The sequence below is a fragment of the Streptomyces glaucus genome, assembly GCF_039533365.1.
Taxonomy (GTDB): domain Bacteria; phylum Actinomycetota; class Actinomycetes; order Streptomycetales; family Streptomycetaceae; genus Streptomyces; species Streptomyces glaucus.
The window spans coordinates 41,288-60,179 of record NZ_BAAATK010000044.1 but is presented as its reverse complement, the minus strand read 5'-3'; the positions used below and the strand labels follow the sequence as shown (position 1 = coordinate 60,179).

Below are 18,892 nucleotides of genomic sequence, written 5' to 3'. Positions count from 1 at the left end.
GCACCGCCACCAACGACGACGAACACGCCGTGTCCACCGACACCGCCGGACCCTCGAACCCCAACGCATACGCCACCCGCCCCGAAGCAACGCTCGGCGCACTGCCGTTGCCCCGGAACGGCTCGAACTCCTCCCCCGCCAGCAACTCCCGGTAGTCGTTGTACATGACCCCGGCGAAGACACCCGTCCGGCTGCCCCGCAGCGACACCGGATCGATGCCGGCCCGCTCGATCGCCTCCCACGAGGTCTCCAGCAGCAACCGCTGCTGCGCATCGGTCGCCAACGCCTCCCGCGGACTCATCCCGAAGAACTCGGGATCGAACCCCGCCGCATCCGCCAGGAACCCACCCTGCCGCGTCGACGACGTCCCCGGATGCTGCGGATCGGGGTGATACAACCGCTCCACATCCCAGCCCCGATCGGCCGGGAACTCCCCGACCGCGTCCACCCCCTCCACCACCAACCGCCACAACTCCTCCGGCGAGGACACCCCACCCGGAAAGCGGCACGCCATCCCCACCACCACCACCGGATCCTCCGCCACCCCCGGCAGCGCGACGACCGGCTCCACCGGGGCAGCCTCCCGCTCACCCCACACCCGCTCCAGCAGGAAATCCGCCAGCCGCTCCACCGTCGGATAGTCGAACACCAGCGTCGCCGGCAACCGCAGCCCCGTCACCGCCTGCAACCCGTTGCGCAGCTCCACCGCCAGCAGCGAATCAAAACCCAGCTCACGGAACGACCGCGACGCATCGACCCCCAGCCCACCATCGAAACCCAGCACCAACGCCACCTGACCCCGCACCACATCGAGCAGCACCTCACGCCGCTCCACCTCATCCAACCCCGCCAACCGCCGCACGAGGTCCTCGGAGGCCACGACGCGTCGCTGCCGGGTCCGTACCAGGCCCCGCAGCAGGGCCGGGACCTCGCTCCGCGCCCGCGCCGCGCGCAGGTCGAGCGGCACCGGCAGGACCACGCCCTCCCCCGAGGCCAGGGCGGCGTCGAACAGGGCCAGGCCCTGGTCGAGCGAGACCGGGCGGATCAGGCCCGTGGTGTCGTGTGCGGTGGCGGAGAGGTCGCCCGCCATGCCCGCGCCCCGGAGGTCCCAGGGGCCCCAGACGAGGGAGGTGCCCGGCAGGCCGAGGGCACGCCGGTGGGTCGCCAGGGCGTCGAGGAAGGCGTTGGCGGCGGCGTAGTTGGCCTGCCCCACCCCGCCGAACGTACCGGCCGCCGACGAGAACAACACGAAGGCACGGACGTCCGGCAACAGCTCGTGCAGATGCCAGGCCGCGTCGGCCTTCGGCGCCAGAACCGCCTCCAGCCGCTCCGCGGTCAGACTGCCGACCAGCCCGTCGTCCAGCACACCCGCCGCATGCACCACCGCACCGATCGACCGACCGGCCACCACACGAGCCAGAGCCTCCCGGTCCGCCACATCACACGCGAGAACCTCGACCCGCTCGGCACCCGCCCCGGTCAGCTCGGCCACCAGCTCCGCGGCACCCGGCGCGGCCTCACCACGCCGCGACACGAGGATGAGCTCCCGCACCCCGTGCACCCGCACCAGATGCCGCGCCAGCACCGCACCCAGACCACCCGTACCACCGGTCACCAGCACCGCACCCGAACCGGACCACACCTCCGCCCCGGCATCCGGGGACGCCACCCGCACCAGGCGCGGCACGGTCACCCGGCCGTCCCGGATGTGCGTCTCGCGTTCCCCGGTGCCCAGGGCCCGGCGCAGCTGTTCGCCGTCGGCCGGTTCGGTGCCGAGGTCCAGCAGGGCCACCCGCCCGGGGTGTTCGGACTCGGCGGCGCGCACCAGGCCGCGTACCGCACCGGTGACGGGCCGGTCGTCGCGGAGGACGAGGACCAGGCGGGAGTCGCGGAAGAGGTCGTCGCTCAGCCACTGCCGGACGAGGCCGAGGACACGGGTCGTCAGGGCGTGCAGCGCGGCGACGGGGGTGGCGGCGGGGTCCGTCGTGACGGGGGCGAGGACGGTGTCCGGTACCGCCGCAGTGCTGTCGGCCGTCAGCGCGGTGGCCAGTTCGGCGAGGTCCGTGCAGGGGCGTACCGCCGGGGAGCCGAGGGCTTCGGCGAGGTCGTGGGCCGTGGTCTCGTCGTGCGGGTCGGCGAGCACCGCGCAGGTGCCCTGGTACGGGGTGGCGGCGGTGGCCGGGACCCGGTCCACGCGGTGGAGGGCGTCGTGGACGGCCGCGGCGCCGGGCGGGGCGGTGTCGTCGAGGGGACGGGTGACCAGGGTGCCGGCGGAGAGCACGGGGGCGCCGGCCGGGTCCACGACGTCGAGGGTGAGGGCGGCGTCGCCGCGGGGCACGAGGCGGGCGCGCACGGCGGTGGCGCCGGACGCGTGCAGTTCGACGTCCTCCCAGGCGAAGGGCACGCCGAGGCGGCCCCGGCCGGTGTGGGCGAAGGCGTGCAGGGCGGCGTCCAGCAGGGCCGGGTGGAGGGCGAAGCCGGCGGTCGGGTGCCCGGCCGGCAGTTCGGCCTCGGCGTACAGTTCGTCGCCGCGGCGCCACAGGGCGCGCAGGCCGCGGAAGGCGGGGCCGTAGGCGAAGCCCTGGCCGGCGAGGTCGTCGTAGCCGTGGCTCTCGTCGAGCGGGACGGGTTCGGCGCCGGCGGGCGGCCAGGCCGTGGTGTCGAACGCCGCGGGTGCCGCGGTGCCGTGGCCGGGCGACAGGTGGCCGGTGGCGTGCAGGGTCCAGGGGAGGTCGTCGCGGGCGTCGGGGCGGGCGTAGACGGTGACGGGACGGCGGCCGTCGGGGGTGGGGCCGCCGACGAAGGTCTGGATCTGGACGGCGCCCCGTTCGGGCAGTTCCAGCGGGGTGGGCAGGGTCAGCTCGTCCAGCCGGTCGCAGCCGAACTCGTCGCCCGCGCGCAGGGCGAGTTCGACGAAGGCCGCGCCGGGCAGCAGGACCCGGCCCGCGATCCGGTGGTCGGCGAGCCAGCGGTGCGTGCCGAGGGAGAGGCGGCCGGACAGCAGGGCGCCGTCGGAGTCGGCGAGGGCGACGGCGGCGCCGAGGAGGCCGTGTTCGGCGGGGGCGAGGCCGGCGGCGCGTACGTCCCTGGCGGTGGTGCCGACGCCGGCGGCGGGCCAGTGGCGGCGGCGCTGGAAGGCGTAGGTGGGCAGGTCGACGCGGTGGGCGGGGGCGTCGCCGAAGTACGCGGCCCAGTCGACGCGGACTCCGGTGGCGTGCAGCCGGGCCAGGGCGGTGGCCGTGGCGGCGGTCTCGGGGGTGTCCGCGCGCAGGACGGGCAGGGCGGTGGCGTCCTCGGGCGCGGTGTCGGCGACGAGGCCGCTGAGGACGCCGTCGGGGCCGAGTTCGACGAAGGTGCGGACGCCCGCCTCGGCGAGGGTGCGGACGCCGTCGGCGAAGCGTACGGTCTCCCGGACGTGCCGGACCCAGTGGTCGGCGGTGCGCAGTTCGTCGGGGTCGGCGAGGGCGCCGGTGAGGTTGGAGACGACCGGGAGGGCGGGGCGGCGCAGTTCCAGGCCGGCGACGACGGTGCGGAACGCCTCCAGCATCGGGTCCGTCAGCGGCGAGTGGAAGGCGTGCGACACCCGCAGGGGGGTGACGCGGTGCCCGTCGGCGGCGAGCCGGCCGGTGGTCTCGGCGACGGCGTCGGCGGGGCCGGAGACGACGACGGAGGCGGGGCCGTTGACGGCGGCGACGGCGACTCCGTCCGTCAGGTACGGCCGGACCTGTTCCTCGGAGGCGCGGACGGCGGCCATGGCCCCGCCGGCGGGGAGGTCCCGCATGAGGGAGGCGCGTGCGGTGACCAGGGTGCAGGCGTCCGCGAGGGTGAGCACTCCGGCGGCGTGGGCGGCGGTCACCTCGCCGAGGGAGTGCCCGGCGACGAAGTCGGGCCGTACGCCCCAGGACCGGAGGAGGCGGAACAGGGCCACCTCGACGGCGAACAGGGCGGGCTGGGCGGTGCCGGTGTCGTTCAGGGCCGCCTCGTCGGTGCCCCACATGGCCTCGCGCACCCCGGGGGCGAGGAGGGCGAGTGTCTCGTCGAGCGCTTCGGCGAAGACGGGGAAGCGGTCGTACAGCTCCCGTCCCATGCCGAGGCGCTGGGCGCCCTGGCCGGAGAAGAGGAAGGCGGTGGGGGCGTCGGTGGCCGTGCGCCGGATCAGGCCGGGGGCCGTCTCACCGGCCGCGAGGGCGGTCAGGGCGGCGGTGACGTCGGCGGGGCCGGTGGCCACGAACGCCGCCCGGTGCGCGAAGGCGGTGCGGGTGGTGGCGAGGGCGCGGGCGAGGGCCCGGACGGGCGGGGGCGTCTCGGCGCGCTCCAGTGCGGTGCGGAGGCGGGCGGCCTGCGCGGCCAGCGCCTGCGGGGTGCGGGCGGACAGGACGAGCGGGACGGGGACGGCCGGGGTGTCCGGGGTCTCCTCGGGTTCGGGGGCGGTGTCGGCGGGGGCCTGTTCGAGGACGGCGTGGGCGTTGGTGCCGCTGATGCCGAAGGAGGAGACGGCGGCGCGCCGGGGCTCGCCGGTGTCCGGCCAGGGGGTGTTCTCGGTGACGAGGCGTACGGTGCCCGGCGACCAGTCCACGTGTGTGCTGGGCTCGTCCACGTGGAGGGTGCGCGGCAGCACGCCGTGCCGGATGGCCTGCACCATCTTGATGACTCCGGCGACACCGGCGGCGGCCTGGGTGTGGCTCAGGTTGGACTTGACCGAGCCGAGCAGCAGCGGGCGGTCCGCGGGCCGGTTGCGGCCGTAGGTGGCGAGCAGTGCCTGCGCCTCGACGGGGTCGCCGAGGGTGGTGGCGGTGCCGTGCGCCTCGACGGCGTCGATCTGGTCGGCGGAGAGCCGGGCGTCGACCAGGGCCTGCTCGATGACGCGCTGCTGGGAGGGGCCGTTGGGCGCGGTGAGGCCGTTGGAGGCGCCGTCCTGGTTGACGGCGGAGCCGCGGACCACGGCGAGGACGCGGTGGCCGTTGCGGCGGGCGTCGGAGAGCCGTTCCAGCAGCAGTACGCCGACGCCCTCGGACCAGCCGGTGCCGTCGGCGGAGTCGGCGAAGGAGCGGCACAGGCCGTCGGGGGAGAGTCCGCCCTGCCGGCCGAATTCCAGGTGGGTGGCGGGGCTGGACATGACGGTGACGCCGCCGGCGAGGGCGAGGGTGCACTCGCCGGTGCGCAGGGCGTGGCCGGCGAGGTGGAGGGCGACGAGGGAGGAGGAGCAGGCGGTGTCGACGGTGAGGGCGGGGCCGGTCAGGCCGAGGGTGTAGGCGATCCGGCCGGACAGGACGCTGCCGGCGTTGCCGGTGAGGTGCAGGCCCTGGGCGCCGTCCTCGGCTCCGGCCCGGTACTCCTGGGCCATGGCGCCCATGAACACGGCCGTCTCGCTGCCGCGCAGGGTCGTGGGGTCGATGCCCGCGGACTCGATGGCCTCCCAGCTGGATTCGAGCACGATCCGCTGCTGGGGGTCCATGGCGACCGCCTCGCGCGGGGAGATGCCGAAGAAGTCGGCGTCGAAGTCGGTGGCGTCGTACAGGAATCCGCCGCCCGCCGCGGTGGCCGAGACGGCGTCGAGGTCCCAGCCGCGGTCGTCGGGGAAGGGCCCGATGCCGTGCCGGCCGTCGACGAGCAGCTGCCACAGGCCGTCGGGGTCGGCGACGCCGCCCGGGTAGCGGCAGGCCATGCCGATGATCGCGATCGGTTCGTGGGCGGCGGCCTCCAGTTCCTGGAGGCGCTGCCGGGTGTGCCGCAGGTCGGCGGTGGCCCGCTTCAGGTAGTCCCTGAGCTTCTGTTCGTTGTTCATCTCAACTCACCTCGACAGCGGTTACCGAAGCGGGATGCCGCCGGCCGGACCGGGCCGGTGTCGTCACGGGCCGGTCCCTGCTCGGTGCGCGGGCGCGCGGGTGCGCGCAGGGGCGGCCGCCCTGGGGGGAAGGCGGCCGCCCCTCGAAGCGACCCGGGCGTGGACGTGGGAGGACCGTCGGCTCGGGTCACGCTTGCCGTGCGGGTTCTCTCGGATGCGGCACGACGGGAGTCTGGGCCGGTCGGGACGGGAAAAACCCTAGTAACGGGAGCGGCGCAGCGGGCGCCGCCGCCCTCCTGGGTCCGGTGGGGGCTTCGCCGGCCGCTCGCGTCGCCGCCCCGGGTGGCCGTCCGGTGCGGGCGTGGCCGGGCGTGGGTGGGCGGCGGCCCGCGGGAACGGCTTCCCGTCCCGGCCGGTGGTCCCGCCGGCCCTATCGGAGCGGGAGGGACCGCCCGCGCTCGGCCGCGGGCCGCGGGCCGTGGATGCGGCGTTCCCCTTCGGTGATGGGCACGTCGTCGATGCTGGCCTCGCGCCGGGTCATCAGTCCGTGCTCGTCGAACTCCCACAGCTCGTTGCCGTAGGAGCGCCACCACCGGCCGTCGGCGTCCCGGCACTCGTACTGGAAGCGGACCGCGATGCGGTTGCCGTCGTGGGCCCACAGCTCCTTGCGCAGCGCGTACTCCCGCTCGCGCGCCCACTTCGCGGTGAGGAACTCGACGATCTCGGCGCGGCCGGTGAGGAAGGTGTCGCGGTTGCGCCAGACCGAGTCCCGCGCGTAGGCGAGCGCCACCCGGTGCGGGTCACGGGTGTTCCAGGCGTCCTCGGCGGCCTGCACTTTCTGTGCCGCGCTCGCGCGGGTGAACGGCGGCAGGGGCGGGCGGTCGGTCATGGCTCGGCCTCCGTGGCAACGCCGGAGAACGGTCGTTCTCCGGCTGGGCCGCTACCGTAGGAGAACGCTCGTTCTCACGTCAAGGAGGTCCCCATGGACAGCGCGGTCGCCCGGGAGCGGGCGCTGGACGCCGCGGAGCGGCTGTTCTACGGGCGGGGGGTGCGGTGCGTCGGCATGGACGACGTCCGCGGCGCGTCCGGTGTCTCGCTCAAGCGGCTCTACCAGCTCTTCCCGACGAAGGAGCGGCTGGTGGAGGCGTATCTGGAGCGGCGCGACGAGCGCTGGCGGGGACGCCTCGCGGAGTACGTCGAGCGGCACGGGGAGCCGGAGCGGCGGATCCTCGCCGTGTTCGACTGGCTGGAGCGGTGGTTCGGCGAGCCGGACTTCCGCGGGTGCGCGTGGATCAACGCGTACGGCGAACTGGGCGCCACCTCCCCCCGGGTGGCGGCCCAGGTGCGGGCGCACAAGGAGGCGCTGCGGAAGTACCTCGGCACCCTGGTCGCCGACGCGGGACTGCCCGCCGCGCTCACCGGGCGGCTGCTCCTGCTGGCCGAGGGCGCCATGGTCACGGCGGGCGTCACCCGCGACACCGGGCCGGCGCGTGACGCCCGGGAGGCGGCCCGGGTCCTGCTGCGAGCCGCCCGCTGAGCCCGGGGGCGGCCGGCGCCGCCTTCCGGGCCGCGCCGGGTCCGGGTCCCGCGGGGGTCAGCCCACCGTCTCCGACACGGTGATGGCTCCCACCGGGCAGGCGCGGGCCGCCTCCCGCACCAGCGGGCTGCCGCCGCCGTCCTCGCGGCCGGGCAGGAGAGTGCTGTAGCCGTCGTCGTCCTGGGTGAACACGTCCGGGGCGGTCAGGGCGCACTGCCCCGCGCCGATGCAGGTGTCCTTGTCGATGTCGATGCGCATGTCCGGAAGCCTCTTACCAGGTCACGGGGAGTTCCAGCATTCCCTGGATCGTGTCGCCGGGTTTGTGGGGGATTTCATCCGCCGGGACGGCCAGGCGCAGCGTGGGCAGCCGGCCGAGGAGGGTGCCCAGGGCGATCTCCAGCTCGGCGCGGGCGAGGTTCTGGCCGAGGCACTGGTGGATGCCGAAGCCGAACGCGACGTGGTGGCGGGCGGGGCGGTGCCAGTCGAGGGTGTCCGGCTCGGGGTAGACGGTCTCGTCGCGGTTGATGACGGAGGTCGAGAAGATCACACCGTCGCCCGCGCGGATCGTCGTCCCGGCCACCTCGATGTCCTCGACGGCGACGCGCAGCATCCCGTCCGCGATCGACAGCATCCGCATCAGCTCCTCGACCGCGGCGGGCAGCAGCGAGGGGTCGGCGCGCAGTTCCGCCAGCCGTTCGGGGTGCTGGAGCAGGGCGTAGGTGCCCAGCGAGATCATGTTGGCGGTGGTCTCGTGTCCGGCGACCAGCAGGATGACCGCCAGCGACACCAGTTCCTCGCGGTCCACCCCGCCCTCGCGCGCCTGCCGCTGGACGAGGTCGCCGAGCAGACCGGTGCCGGGCTCCTCGCGCTTGCTGTCGATCAGCTCGCCGAGGTACGTCTCCAGCCGGTCGCGGGCGTCCAGCACGTCGGCGGTCTCCGGGCCGCGCAGCAGCCGCCGGGACTGCTCCTCGAAGAAGTCGTGGTCGGCGTAGGGGACGCCGAGCAGGGCGCAGATGACCATGGACGGCACGGGCAGCGCGAAGGCGGTCACCAGTTCCGCGGGCGGCCCCTGGGCGATCATCGCGTCGAGCCGCTCGTCCACGATCCGCTGGATTTGCGGGCGCAGTTCGGTGGCGCGCTTGAGCGTGAAGTCGGCGAGCACCATGCGCCGTTGGGCGCGGTGCTCGGGATCGTCGACGCCGAGCAGCGCGGCCGTGCGGTCGCGGACCGCCGCGAGCCGCCGCGTGGGCGCCGGGAAGCCCTCACGGGTGCGGTTGGTGGACAGGCGCTGGTCGGCCAGCAGGGTGCGGGCGAGGGCGTGCCCGGTGACCACCCAGGCCTCGCGGCCGTCGAAGAGGGTGACGCGGGCCAGCGGCCGGGCGCCGCGCAGCGGGTCGTAGCCGGTGGGCGGATGGTAGGGGCAGGTCCGGTCCTGGGGGAAGGCGACGGGTCGCGTCAGTTCCGTCATGGAAGACCTCGCAGGCGATGGGAGCGGCGTGCCGATCATCATTAGATGCCTCGGGCATCCATGGGGCGACGCGAAGTTCGGCCAGATCAGCGGGGCGCGCGATCTGGCCGAGGAACGCTGCCGCCGGTTCGGCCACCCGTGCGATCGGCGCGCCGCCGCCGCTGGACGGCGGGGGCGGCATGCGAACACCCGTGCGTGATGCGGGTGTCGTGGCCCTCGACATCCGGCCAGGCGGCCGGCCGGCGCGCCCCGCGTCCCGTCCCTGCGGCGGCCGCGAGGCCCGGCTCCGCCCACGGGGCGAAGGCACGGGCCACGGCGCGGGTGTCCCGGTACGCGCGGTGGCGAGCGGCCGGCCCGTCGCGCACGGTCGGGCGCGGTACGGACCTGGCGCGATACGGCCGCCCCGCGGCCGCGGCGGTTCGCGGACCCCGCCCAGCACCTCCCGGCCTCGCCTCGACGAGCACCCGTTCGGCCGGGCCGCGCCTCCCCGGGTACGGGGCGCGCGGCGGGCTCGCGGGGGCGGACGGCGCCGGTGCGGGGGCGCCCGATCCACGGCGTGGCGGGCGGCGCCGCCCGTGCCGGGGGGCCGGGCGGGCGCGGCGCCCGAGGAGTGACGCTCGCCGCGTCGCGGTAGGAATGGCCGGTACAGGCACCCGGTGTGACGCGGTGCCGGAAAGACCGTACGACTCGAGGACGGGACGGAAGCCATGCCTCTTGAGGGCGAGTACGAACCCAGCCCGGAGCAGTGGGTGCGCGAGCAGGTGGAGCTGTACGAGAGCTCCGGCGGCACCAAGGGCACGACCCTGCTGGACACGGGGCTGCCGGTGATCCTGCTGACGAGCCGCGGCGCGAAGTCGGGCAAGCTGCGCAAGACGCCGCTGATGCGGGTCGAGCACGAGGGGCGCTACGCCGTGGTCGCCTCCCAGGGCGGGGCGCCCCGGCACCCCTTCTGGTACCACAACCTCAAGGCCCATCCCCGGGTGGAGCTCCAGGACGGGCCGCGCAAGTGGGACATGACGGCCCGTGAGGTCACGGGGGCGGAGAAGGCCGAGTGGTGGAAGCGTGCCGTCGCGGCCTACCCGCCGTACGCCGACTACCAGAAGAAGACGGACCGCGAAATCCCGGTCTTCGTGCTGGAGCCGGTCGACGCCGCCTGAGCCGCGGTGAGCGGCGGCACCCGGACGGCCGTGACCGGCGGTGCCGGAGCCACGGCGCCGGGTGCCCCGCTCACGCGGACGGCGAGGATCCGCCCGCGCCGGAAATTCTTCCCCCCAGGGAGGCATGAACCCGCGCCGGCCGGGGCACCCCTGGGTCAGGCCCCGCCGCGTTCCCCCGTCGCGGCGGGGCTTTCCCCTGCCTCCCGGGCGGGCCGGTCGGTCACGTCGAGGAATATCTGCTGCGCCTCGGGCACCGTGTGGGCGATGGACCGCTTGATGCGCACGGCGACCTCCTCCACCCGCTCGCTGTCCAGGCCGGGCACCAGGTCGACGCGGGCGGCCACCAGGGCGGAGTCGAGGCCGGTCTTCATCGTGAGCAGGGCCTCCACGCTGTCGATCTCGGGCTGCGCCTCCAGCAGCGCCCGGATCCGGCCGGCCGCCTCCGGGTCGGCGGCCTCCCCGATCAGCTGGTCGCGGGCCTCGCGGCCGAGACGGTAGGCGACGTACACGAGCAGGGTGCCGATCGCCAGCGAGGCGCCCGCCTCCCACACCACCTGCCCCGTGGCCATGTGCAGCGCCATGCCCACGAGGGCGAGGGTCACCCCGAGCACCGCCGTGCCGTCCTCGGCGACGACCGTGCGCAGCGCCGGGTCGCGCAGGCCGCTCGCGCCGCCCTGGCGGCGGGCCTGGTACAGGGCCCGCAGCAGCGAGCCGCCCTCGGCGAGCAGGGCGACGCCGAGCACGACCAGACCGGCCACGTACCCGCTGAACCGCTCCTCGGTGTCGTCGCGCAGGGCTTCGACGCCCTGGAAGAAGGAGAAGCAGCCGCCCATCACGAAGATGCCGACGGCCGCGAGCAGCGACCAGAAGAACCGCTCCTTGCCGTACCCGAAGGGGTGACGCCGGTCGGCGGGGCGGCGGCTGCGGCGCAGCGCGGCGAGGAGGAACACCTCGTTCAGACTGTCGGCCACCGAGTGCGCCGCCTCGGACAGCAGCGCCGGGGAGGCGGCGGCCAGGCCGCCGACCGCCTTGGCGGCCGCGATCACCAGATTGGCCGCGAGCGCCACCAGCACGGTGACGCGGGTCCTGCGGTCCCTGCTGCGCTGCCGCTCCCCCTCGGTCAGCCGGTCCTTCCCGTGCTCCGTCGTCCCCTCGGTCACCTGGTCCTTCCCTCGTTCCGCTGCCCCCTCGGCCACCCTGCCCCTCCCCCGTCGCGGTTCCCTGCCCGCCTTCCCGTCCGTGTCGCGTTCCGTGGGTGTGCCCCTCACGGGACGGCGTCTGCCCCGGCCCGCGCGGCTCACACCCGCGACCGGCCACTCGCCCCTTCGGCCCCCTCACCAGTGCCGTCGGCGGAAAAACGGGAACGCGTCCACCAGAGCACCCGTACGACAGTGAGGAGAGTCGGCATGAGCGGCGACGGCGGGGGCACCGGCAACACCGCCTACGGCCGGAAGGCGTTCCGGCGGTCCACGGCGCATTTCACGGACCGGATCACCGCGGACGGCCGGGACGGCTGGCCGGTGGAGGCGGGCCGGTACCGGCTGGTCGTCAGCCGGGCCTGTCCCTGGGCGAGCCGGGCCGTGATCTCCCGCCGGCTGCTCGGCCTGGAGGACGCCCTGTCCCTGGCGATCGCCGATCCCCTCCAGGACGACCGCAGCTGGCGCTTCACCCTCGACCCGGACGGCCGTGACCCGGTCCTCGGCATCCGCTACCTCAGCGAGGCCTACGACCGGCGGGAGACCGGCTACCCGGGCGGGGTGAGCGTGCCCGCGATCGTGGACGTGCCCAGCGGGAAGCTGGTCACCAACGACTACCAGCGGATCACCCTGGACTTCGCCACCGAGTGGACGGCCCTGCACCGGGACGGGGCGCCCGACCTGTACCCGCAGGCGCTGCGGGACGAGATCGACGAGGTGACGGCGGAGGTCTACGAGGACGTCAACAACGGCGTGTACCGGGCGGGCTTCGCCACCGGGCAGGAGGAGTACGAGGCCGCGTGCGCGGCGGTGTTCCGGCGGCTGGAACTGCTCGCGCGGCGGCTGGAGCGGCAGCGCTATCTCGTCGGCGACACCATCACGGAGGCGGACATCCGCCTGTTCACCACCCTGGTCCGGTTTGACGCCGTCTATCACGGTCACTTCAAGTGCAACCGCTGGAAGCTGACGGAGAACCGGGTGCTGTGGGGGTATGTCCGCGACCTGTACCAGACGCCCGGCTTCGGCGACACCGTCGACTTCGACCACATCAAGCGCCACTACTACCAGGTGCACACCGGCATCAACCCGACCGGTGTGGTGCCCCTGGGGCCCGACCTGTCCGGCTGGCTGACGCCCCATCACCGCGAGGAACTGGGCGGCCGGCCGTTCGGTGACGGCACGCCGCCGGGGCCGGTCCGCGCCGGCGAGGAGGTCCCGGCGCGGGGCAGGCCCTGACCGCGCCCGTCCGGCATCCCCCGACGTCCGTACGGCACTCGTACGGCATCCGTACGACATCCGTCCGATCACGTGCACAGCACCGTGCAGCAAGGAGATTGACGTGGCCAAGAAGAAAAGGAAGCTCCCCTTCGCCTACCAGCCGCTCGGGTTCGCCCTGGGCTGGGTGGGCGGCTCGCTGGCCGGGCTCGCCTTCCAGAAGACGTGGAAGGTGGTCCGGCACGAGGACGACGCGCCCGACGCGCTGGACCCGGACCGCGGCTGGGGGGAGATCCTGCTGGCCGCCGCGGTCCAGGGGGCGATCTTCGCCGTGGTGCGCAGCGCCGTGGACCGCGCGGGCGCCAAGGCCATCGAGCGCAGGACCGGGATCTGGCCGGCCAAGGAGAAGGGCGGCCGGGACTGACCCGGTCCCGCCCCGCCCCGGCGCCGGCGTCAGCCCTGCTTGGGGGACGTCGGCGCCACGCGGCGCACGGTGAACGAGTGGCCCGCCGGGTCGGCGAAGCCGCGCTCCTCGTACGGGCCCGGCGCCGCCTTGGCCTCCAGCGGACGCCCGCCGAGCTCCACGATCCTGCGCTCCGCCGCGTCCAGGTCCTCCACCATGAAGTCCAGGTGGGCCTGGAGGGAGTTCTCCGGGCGCGGCCAGCTCGGCGGCGTCGCGTTGGCGTCGCGGCGGAACGCCATCCGGGTGCCGTCGGCGCTCCTGATCTCCACCCGGTTGGCGCTCGCGTCCGTCTCCTCGGCCTCCAGCAGTTCCTTGTAGAACACGGCGAGCTTCTCGGGCTCGGCGCAGTCGAGCACCACGAGGCCCGCTTTCACCAGTGCCATCTCTCCTCCGAAGGGTCCGGGCGCGGGGCGGTCGTGCCCCGCGGCCCTCTTCCTTGCGGATATCCCGGCCCGGCCGATTCAGTCGGCGGCCGGCCACCGTCCGTCGCGCTCCGGCTGCCGCGCGTGGCCCCCGCCGGCCGCGCGCCGGGCCCGTACGCGCTGCGGACGGCACGGAGGCGCCGGTGCGGCTCCGGTCCCCGGCGCGGCGCGGGAAGGTGCGCGGCCCGTCCGAGGGGGCGTGCCCGTCGGGTGCCGGGGCCGCCGCGTGCCCACGCCGCCCGGCACATCCCTGCCGCACGGCGCGTTCCTGCCGAAGGGTGGCGGCCCGCCGGCGAACGGCGATCATGCTTTTCCCGGGCGGCGCGAACCGGCAGGCTGGTCCACCATGAGTGAGACGAACACGATGCGAGCCATCAGCCAGGACGTTCTCGGCGGTCCCGAGGTCCTGAAGGAAGTGCGGCTGGAGCGTCCCGCGCCGCGGCCCAACGAGGTGCTGGTCCGGGTGCGCGCCGCCGGCCTCAACCCCACCGACTGGAAGCACCGCGCGCACGGCGTGTTCCTCGGCGAGCCGCCGTTCGTGCTGGGCTGGGACGTCTCCGGTGTGGTGGAGGAGGTGGGGATCGGCGTCGCCCTGTTCCGGCCGGGCGACGAGGTCTTCGGCATGCTGCCGTACCCGTTCGGCCACGGCTCCCACGCCGAGTACGTCACCGCCCCGGCCCGTGCCTTCGCGCACAAGCCGGCCGGGATCGACCACGTCCAGGCCGGCGCGCTGCCGCTGGTGTCGCTGACCGCGTGGCAGGCCCTGGTGGAGCTGGCGGACGTGCGGGCGGGGCAGCGGGTGCTGATCCACGCGGCGGCCGGCGGTGTGGGGCACGTCGCCGTGCAGCTCGCCAAGGAGCGCGGCGCGTACGTGATCGGCACCGCGAGCGCGGGCAAGCACGAGTTCCTGCGGTCCATCGGCGTGGACGAGCCGGTCGACTACCGGGAGACGGACTTCGCCGAGACCGTGAAGGACGTCGACGTCGTCCTGGACACCCTCGGCGGCGACGTCTCGGTGCGCTCGCTGCGCGTGCTGCGTCCGGGCGGGATCGTGGTGTCGCTCCTGGCGGGCGGCCCGGACACGTTCCAGGCGGAGGCCGAGCGGCTCGGTGTGCGGGCGGTGCAGATGCTCGTCGACCACGACCACACCGGGATGAAGGCGATCGCGGAGCTCGTCGAGGCGGGCCGGCTGCGCGCCACGATCGCGCGGACCTTCCCGCTGGCCCGGGCCGCCGAGGCGCACGCGCTCGGCGACACCGGCCGTACCACGGGCAAGCTGGTGCTGGTGATGGACTGACCCGGCGTCCCCGGCCCGGAGGGTCCCGGCCCGCGGCCGGGCGGCGGACTTCGGACAACACCCGCTCCCTCAGGGAGAATTCAGAGACATATGTCAATCGAACATGCTCAAATTCACTCTGTCGGGGGTAACTTGCGGGGCGGGGGTGCGCGGTGACCCGCGGCCCCGCCACCCACGGAGCAGGTTGGAGGCGAGGTCGTCGTGCGGCAGGACCCTGCGCCGCTCACCCGGCATCTGCGCGTCCACCGGGACCGGGGGCACACGGTGCTGGAGTTCCGCGGCGAGATCGACATCGCCGCCGCCGCGGAGATCGCTCCGCACCTGGACCGGGAGACGGGCCGTCCCGGCGCCCGGATCGTGCTCGACCTCGGCCGGATCGAGTTCTTCGACTGCTCCGGGCTGCGGTTGCTGTACCGGGCCCGGAGCCGGGTGCTCGCCCGTCAGGGGCAGGTGGGCCTCGTCTGCTCCCACCCGCTGACCCTGCGCGTCCTGCGGGTCACCGGCCTGGCCCGGCTGCTGCCCCCGCAGCCGACGCTGGACGCGGCCCTGAGCCGGTCCGAGGCCGCGCCGGGCCCCGTGTGACCGCGACCGGGTCCCTGGGCCCGCGTCAGATCCGCAGGAACGCGCCGGGGCCCGGGAGGGCCGGCCGGCGCCGACAAGGCGGTCTGGCAAGGGAATCGGGGGGAATGCGGACCGTAGGAAGGAGGGCCGTCGCCATGACGACTCCCATCAGGCGCATTCCCAGGGGCGTGCCCGGCTGGGTCAAGGCGGTGACCGCGGTCGTGCTCGTGCTCGCCGTGCTCTTCGCCGGGCTCCGGCTCAGCGTGCTCCCCGGTCTGAAGGACCTGTTCGGCACCGAGACCCACGACCGTTCCGGCCCCGCGCTCCTGCAGTCCATCCAGGACATCAGCCGGTACGACGCCGCCTCCGGCACCTTCCAGGTCGTCGTGGACCTGGAGAAGGACACCAGGTACGTGCCCGACGCCATCCGCGGCACCCGCACCCTGTACGTCGGCGCGGGCACCGTCGACGCCTACGTCGACCTGGGGAAGGTCGGCGAGGACGACGTGCGGGTCGACGAGGACCGCACGTCCGCCACGCTCCGGCTGCCGCACGCCGCGCTCGGCAAGCCCGCCCTGGACCCCGACCGCTCCTACGCCGTCTCCAAGCAGCGCGGCCTGCTCGACCGCCTCGGCGACCTGTTCTCGGGCAACCCGAACGGCGAACAGGCGGTGCAGCAGGCCGCGGTACGGCACATCGGCGACGCGGCGAAGGAGAGCGGGCTGACCGCGCGCGCCGAGCGCAACACCACCGAGATGCTCGAAGGCCTGCTGCGCTCCCTCGGCTTCCAGGAGGTGCACGTGTCCTACGGGGGCTGAGACCGGCGGCTGCCCGTTCCCGGGGAGCCGCCGGCGGCGCGGAATCGTCCGCCGATCGACGGGTAACCGGCTTACCACGCCACGAAGTCGAGGACTGGAGGACCGAATGGACCACGCAGGCTCGCGTCCGCGCTTCATGGCGCGGTCCCGCACCGCCGAGTCCCAGGACGCGCCCCGGCGCGAGCGGCGCCCGCTGCCCCTTCCCCTCCGGCTGCTGGTGATGCTGTTCGCCTTCGCGGTCATGGTCGCCTTCGCGGTGGTGCTGGCGCGGCTCACCCTGCAACCCTCCCCCGCCTCGGAGGCGCTGACGCACACCAACCTCCGTCCGGGCCGCTCCCTGCGGGCCTATCTGGACCAGCCCGCGCTGCGCGACGCCGCCCGGCAGATCGGCGGGAACCTGCTGCTCGGCGTCCCGTTCGGCGTCCTGGTGCCCGTCCTCGCGCCGGGGACGCGGAGCGTGCTGCGGGTGCTGCTGCTCACCGCCCTCGTCATGCTGCTGGTGGAGTTCGCGCAGGGCGCCCTGATCACCGGACGCGCCTTCGACATCGACGACGTCATCCTCAACACCACGGGGGCGTTGGCCGGTTACCTGCTGGTGGGGCGGCGGCTGAGCCGCGCGGTGCACGCGCGGGGGCGGCGCGGCCGGCCGCGGCGGGGCGCTCGTGCCCCGCGGTGACCTGGGCGGGGGAGGCGACGGCGGCCGCCGTCGCCTCCCCCGCCCAGGTCACCGGCGCACGGTCCAGGTGAACTTGTCCCCGCCCACCCAGCGGACCACGTCCGGGTCGTCCAGGTCGTGGACGGTGATGCCGAACGCGGCGGCGGCCTCCAGCACGTCGGTGACGGTCTTCGCCTCGCCGACCACCTGGCCGTCGATCTCCACGATCCGGAACGGTGGCGTGCCCGGCTGGACCCCGAGCACCATGATCCGCGGACGGGCGATGTGCGGGCTCGAGATTTCGGTCATGCAATAGAGCGTAGGCCGGAACCGGCCGGGGCGGCGCCCGCAGTCACCCGCTGAGCAGCTCCAGCACCGCCGCCTCGACGGCCCCCTGCGTGGCGGGGCGCCCGAAGTCGCCGTGCTCGCCCAGGCGGCTGAGCGCGTCGGCGACGGTGCGCCCCTGCTCGAACAGCTCGAAGACCCGCGGGTCGATGTAGGAGGCCCGGCACACCGCGGGCGTGTTCCCCAGGTAGCGGCTGACCTCGCGGACCGCGCGGCTGATCTGCCGGCGCCGGGCCGCCGCGGTGGCGCGGGCCTCCCCCGCGGTGACGGAGAGCGCGACGGCGGCGAGGACGGTCGCGTGCCAGGTGCGGAAGTCCTTGGCCGTGATGTCGGTCCCGGACAGCCGCCGCAGCGCCTCGTTCAGGTCGTCGCCGTGCAGGTCGTGCCAGGCGCCCCGCTCCCAGTACACCAGCAGCCGCTCCCCGCCGCGCCGGCGCCGCAGCAGGGCCCGTACGACGGTGTGCGCCTGGTCGTCCACGAGCGCCCGGATCATCTCGACGCCGCCCTTGGCGGGGTAGCTGAACGCGATCTCGCCGCGGCCGCAGGTGACGTGCTCGCGGAGCATCGTCGTCAGCCCGTACGTCTCGCTCTGCCGGGTGTGCCGGTCGCTGCCGATGCGGAAGAAGCCGAGGTCGAGCAGGCGTACGGCGCACGCGGTGACCCGGGCCCGGCTCAGGCCGCGCCCGGCGAGGTCGGCGGCGACCCTGGCGCGCAGCTCGGGCAGGGCACGGGCGACCTCCCGCACGTGTTCGTGCTTGGCCTGCTCCTGCTGGGCGCGGAACTCCTCGTGGTACAGGTACTGGCGCCGCCCGGCCTCGTCGGTGCCGACGGCCTGCAGGTGGCCGTTGGGCCAGCGGCAGATCCACACGTCCCGCCAGGCGGGCGGGACGGTCAGGGCCTTGATCCGGGCGAGCTGCCCGGGGTCGGTGAGCGGCTCGCCCCGGTGGTCCAGGTAGCGGAAGCCGCGCCCGCAGCGGACGCGGCGGAATCCCGGCTGCTCGCAGGAGCTGGTACGCAGACGCACGGTGCCCCGCTCAGGGACGGCGCCAGTCGTCGCCGGTCAGGTGCGACCCGGCCTGCGGGCCCATGCGGAGCATCCCGCCGTCCACGCTCCAGGAGGCGCCGGTGACGTACGAGGCGTCGTCGCTCGCGAGGAAGGCGATCACGGCGGCGACCTCGCGGGCGTCGCCGGGCCGCCCGAGGGGGATGCCGGGGCGGCTCTCGGTGTGCGGGTCGGTGTCCTCCTGGCCGGTCATCGGCGTGGCGATCTCACCGGGGGCGACCGCGTTGACGGTGATGCCGTGCTCGGCGAGTTCGAGGGCCATCACCTGGGTGAGCAGGCCGAGGCCGCCCTTGGCCGCGCAGTACGGGGCGGCGCCCACGCGGGGCTGGTGCTCGTGGACGGAGGTCACGTTGACGATCCGGCCGCCGCCGCCCTGCCGGATCATGTGCCGCGCCGCCTTCTGCCCGCACAGGAAGGGGCCGATCAGGTCGACGTCGACGACCTCGCGGACGTCGTCCGGCTTCAGGTCGAGGAAGGGCGTCATGGTGCCCGTGCCGGCGTTGTTGACCAGCACGTCGATACGGCCGAGCTCCTCGCACAGCTCGTCGACCGTGTCCGCGGCGTCGGGCAGCCGGGTGAGGTCCATTCGGGCCACGGCGGCCCGCCGGCCGTGGGCGCGCACCTCCTCGGCGGTCGCCTCGGCGCCCTCCTGGTCGCTGTGCCAGGTGATGCCGACGTCCATCCCCGCCCGGGCCAGGCGTACGGCGGTGGCCTTGCCGATGCCGGAGTCGGCGCCGGTGATCACGGCCACCTTGGTGCGGGACGTGGCGGGGGTGGACATGAGGTGCCTCCTGGCCGGTGTGTGACGGAGTGACGACGCTTCGCAGTACCCGGGTCCGTTGCGGACAAACCGGCTGATGCGCCGTACGGCCGCCGGAGCGCCGGGGCCGTGGGGAAACCGGGCGAGGGG

At 74.8% G+C, this 18,892-nt stretch carries 18 protein-coding genes; 9 read left to right on the top strand and 9 right to left on the bottom strand.

What is annotated here, in order from left to right; all coding sequences use genetic code 11:
* Positions 1-5,785, bottom strand: a 5,785-nt coding sequence (locus ABD363_RS25880) for a type I polyketide synthase (RefSeq protein WP_344607700.1), incomplete at its 3' end; no start/stop codon positions are given.
* A gap of 430 nt (positions 5,786-6,215) precedes the next feature.
* Positions 6,216-6,674: a nuclear transport factor 2 family protein gene (locus ABD363_RS25875; protein ID WP_344607698.1), complete on the bottom strand. Its 459-nt coding sequence runs from the start codon at positions 6,672-6,674 to the stop codon at positions 6,216-6,218.
* Positions 6,675-6,767: 93 nt separating this feature from the next.
* Between ABD363_RS25875 and ABD363_RS25870 the strand changes: the two genes are divergently transcribed.
* Positions 6,768-7,322, top strand: coding sequence for a TetR/AcrR family transcriptional regulator (locus ABD363_RS25870; RefSeq protein ID WP_344607696.1), 555 nt, complete (start codon positions 6,768-6,770; stop codon positions 7,320-7,322).
* Between the two features lie 57 nt (positions 7,323-7,379).
* Here ABD363_RS25870 and ABD363_RS25865 read toward each other — a convergent pair whose 3' ends face one another.
* Positions 7,380-7,580, bottom strand: a complete 201-nt coding sequence (locus ABD363_RS25865) for a ferredoxin (RefSeq protein WP_344607694.1) — start codon at positions 7,578-7,580, stop codon at positions 7,380-7,382.
* A 13-nt stretch (positions 7,581-7,593) separates the two neighbouring features.
* Positions 7,594-8,790, bottom strand: coding sequence for a cytochrome P450 (locus tag ABD363_RS25860; protein WP_344607692.1), 1,197 nt, complete (start codon positions 8,788-8,790; stop codon positions 7,594-7,596).
* Between ABD363_RS25860 and ABD363_RS25855 the strand changes: the two genes are divergently transcribed.
* Positions 8,789-8,989, top strand: coding sequence for a hypothetical protein (locus ABD363_RS25855; protein ID WP_344607690.1), 201 nt, complete (start codon positions 8,789-8,791; stop codon positions 8,987-8,989). The two genes, ABD363_RS25860 and ABD363_RS25855, sit on opposite strands and share 2 nt — an antisense overlap.
* 508 nt (positions 8,990-9,497) lie before the next feature.
* Positions 9,498-9,947 carry a nitroreductase family deazaflavin-dependent oxidoreductase gene (locus ABD363_RS25850; protein ID WP_344607688.1) on the top strand — a complete coding sequence of 150 codons (450 nt, stop codon included), beginning with the start codon at positions 9,498-9,500 and terminating at the stop codon, positions 9,945-9,947.
* 155 nt (positions 9,948-10,102) lie between these two features.
* Here ABD363_RS25850 and ABD363_RS25845 read toward each other — a convergent pair whose 3' ends face one another.
* Entirely contained in the window at positions 10,103-11,071 is a 969-nt protein-coding gene (locus ABD363_RS25845; protein WP_344607701.1) for a cation diffusion facilitator family transporter, read from the bottom strand.
* A 282-nt stretch (positions 11,072-11,353) separates the two neighbouring features.
* Here ABD363_RS25845 and ABD363_RS25840 point away from each other — a divergent pair, with 282 nt between their 5' ends.
* Together ABD363_RS25840 and ABD363_RS25835 are read left to right on the top strand one after the other, a co-directional pair.
* Positions 11,354-12,379, top strand: coding sequence for a glutathione S-transferase family protein (locus ABD363_RS25840; protein ID WP_344607686.1), 1,026 nt, complete (start codon positions 11,354-11,356; stop codon positions 12,377-12,379).
* A 103-nt stretch (positions 12,380-12,482) separates the two neighbouring features.
* Positions 12,483-12,782: a DUF4235 domain-containing protein gene (locus tag ABD363_RS25835; protein ID WP_344607684.1), complete on the top strand. Its 300-nt coding sequence runs from the start codon at positions 12,483-12,485 to the stop codon at positions 12,780-12,782.
* A 29-nt stretch (positions 12,783-12,811) separates the two neighbouring features.
* Here ABD363_RS25835 and ABD363_RS25830 read toward each other — a convergent pair whose 3' ends face one another.
* Positions 12,812-13,204 carry a VOC family protein gene (locus tag ABD363_RS25830; protein ID WP_344607682.1) on the bottom strand — a complete coding sequence of 131 codons (393 nt, stop codon included), beginning with the start codon at positions 13,202-13,204 and terminating at the stop codon, positions 12,812-12,814.
* Positions 13,205-13,589: 385 nt separating this feature from the next.
* Between ABD363_RS25830 and ABD363_RS25825 the strand changes: the two genes are divergently transcribed.
* From ABD363_RS25825 to ABD363_RS25810, 4 genes are all read left to right on the top strand, one after another.
* A complete protein-coding gene (locus ABD363_RS25825; protein WP_344607680.1) occupies positions 13,590-14,540 on the top strand; it encodes an NADP-dependent oxidoreductase in 951 nt (316 codons plus the stop codon).
* Between the two features lie 201 nt (positions 14,541-14,741).
* Entirely contained in the window at positions 14,742-15,122 is a 381-nt protein-coding gene (locus tag ABD363_RS25820; protein ID WP_344607678.1) for an anti-sigma factor antagonist, read from the top strand.
* A gap of 134 nt (positions 15,123-15,256) precedes the next feature.
* Complete coding sequence (locus ABD363_RS25815; protein ID WP_344607676.1) at positions 15,257-15,919, top strand: DUF4230 domain-containing protein; 663 nt, start codon at positions 15,257-15,259, stop codon at positions 15,917-15,919.
* Positions 15,920-16,025: 106 nt separating this feature from the next.
* Positions 16,026-16,595, top strand: coding sequence for a VanZ family protein (locus ABD363_RS25810; RefSeq protein ID WP_344607674.1), 570 nt, complete (start codon positions 16,026-16,028; stop codon positions 16,593-16,595).
* 48 nt (positions 16,596-16,643) lie between these two features.
* Here the strand turns inward: ABD363_RS25810 and ABD363_RS25805 are convergent, their stop codons facing one another.
* Genes ABD363_RS25805 through ABD363_RS25795 form a run of 3 tightly spaced genes read right to left on the bottom strand, consistent with a single transcriptional unit; the run spans position 16,644 to position 18,763 of the window.
* Positions 16,644-16,883: a hypothetical protein gene (locus ABD363_RS25805; RefSeq protein WP_344607672.1), complete on the bottom strand. Its 240-nt coding sequence runs from the start codon at positions 16,881-16,883 to the stop codon at positions 16,644-16,646.
* 43 nt (positions 16,884-16,926) lie between these two features.
* On the bottom strand, positions 16,927-17,943 hold the full coding sequence (locus tag ABD363_RS25800; RefSeq protein WP_344607670.1) for a DNA topoisomerase IB: 1,017 nt from the start codon (positions 17,941-17,943) through the stop codon (positions 16,927-16,929).
* Positions 17,944-17,953: 10 nt separating this feature from the next.
* Complete coding sequence (locus ABD363_RS25795) at positions 17,954-18,763, bottom strand: SDR family oxidoreductase (protein ID WP_344607667.1); 810 nt, start codon at positions 18,761-18,763, stop codon at positions 17,954-17,956.
* Positions 18,764-18,892 lie beyond the last annotated feature (129 nt).

Excerpts from the sequence above, each read along its gene's own strand:
- ABD363_RS25875 (WP_344607698.1), bottom strand. The coding sequence starts at position 6,674 with ATGACCGACCGCCCGCCCCTGCCGCCGTTCACCCGCGCGAGCGCGGCA.
- ABD363_RS25870 (WP_344607696.1), top strand. The coding sequence starts at position 6,768 with ATGGACAGCGCGGTCGCCCGGGAGCGGGCGCTGGACGCCGCGGAGCGG.
- ABD363_RS25865 (WP_344607694.1), bottom strand. The coding sequence starts at position 7,580 with ATGCGCATCGACATCGACAAGGACACCTGCATCGGCGCGGGGCAGTGC.
- ABD363_RS25855 (WP_344607690.1), top strand. The coding sequence starts at position 8,789 with ATGGAAGACCTCGCAGGCGATGGGAGCGGCGTGCCGATCATCATTAGA.
- ABD363_RS25860 (WP_344607692.1), bottom strand. The coding sequence starts at position 8,790 with ATGACGGAACTGACGCGACCCGTCGCCTTCCCCCAGGACCGGACCTGC.
- ABD363_RS25850 (WP_344607688.1), top strand. The coding sequence starts at position 9,498 with ATGCCTCTTGAGGGCGAGTACGAACCCAGCCCGGAGCAGTGGGTGCGC.
- ABD363_RS25840 (WP_344607686.1), top strand. The coding sequence starts at position 11,354 with ATGAGCGGCGACGGCGGGGGCACCGGCAACACCGCCTACGGCCGGAAG.
- ABD363_RS25830 (WP_344607682.1), bottom strand. The coding sequence starts at position 13,204 with ATGGCACTGGTGAAAGCGGGCCTCGTGGTGCTCGACTGCGCCGAGCCC.
- ABD363_RS25825 (WP_344607680.1), top strand. The coding sequence starts at position 13,590 with ATGAGTGAGACGAACACGATGCGAGCCATCAGCCAGGACGTTCTCGGC.
- ABD363_RS25815 (WP_344607676.1), top strand. The coding sequence starts at position 15,257 with ATGACGACTCCCATCAGGCGCATTCCCAGGGGCGTGCCCGGCTGGGTC.
- ABD363_RS25810 (WP_344607674.1), top strand. The coding sequence starts at position 16,026 with ATGGACCACGCAGGCTCGCGTCCGCGCTTCATGGCGCGGTCCCGCACC.
- ABD363_RS25805 (WP_344607672.1), bottom strand. The coding sequence starts at position 16,883 with ATGACCGAAATCTCGAGCCCGCACATCGCCCGTCCGCGGATCATGGTG.
- ABD363_RS25795 (WP_344607667.1), bottom strand. The coding sequence starts at position 18,763 with ATGTCCACCCCCGCCACGTCCCGCACCAAGGTGGCCGTGATCACCGGC.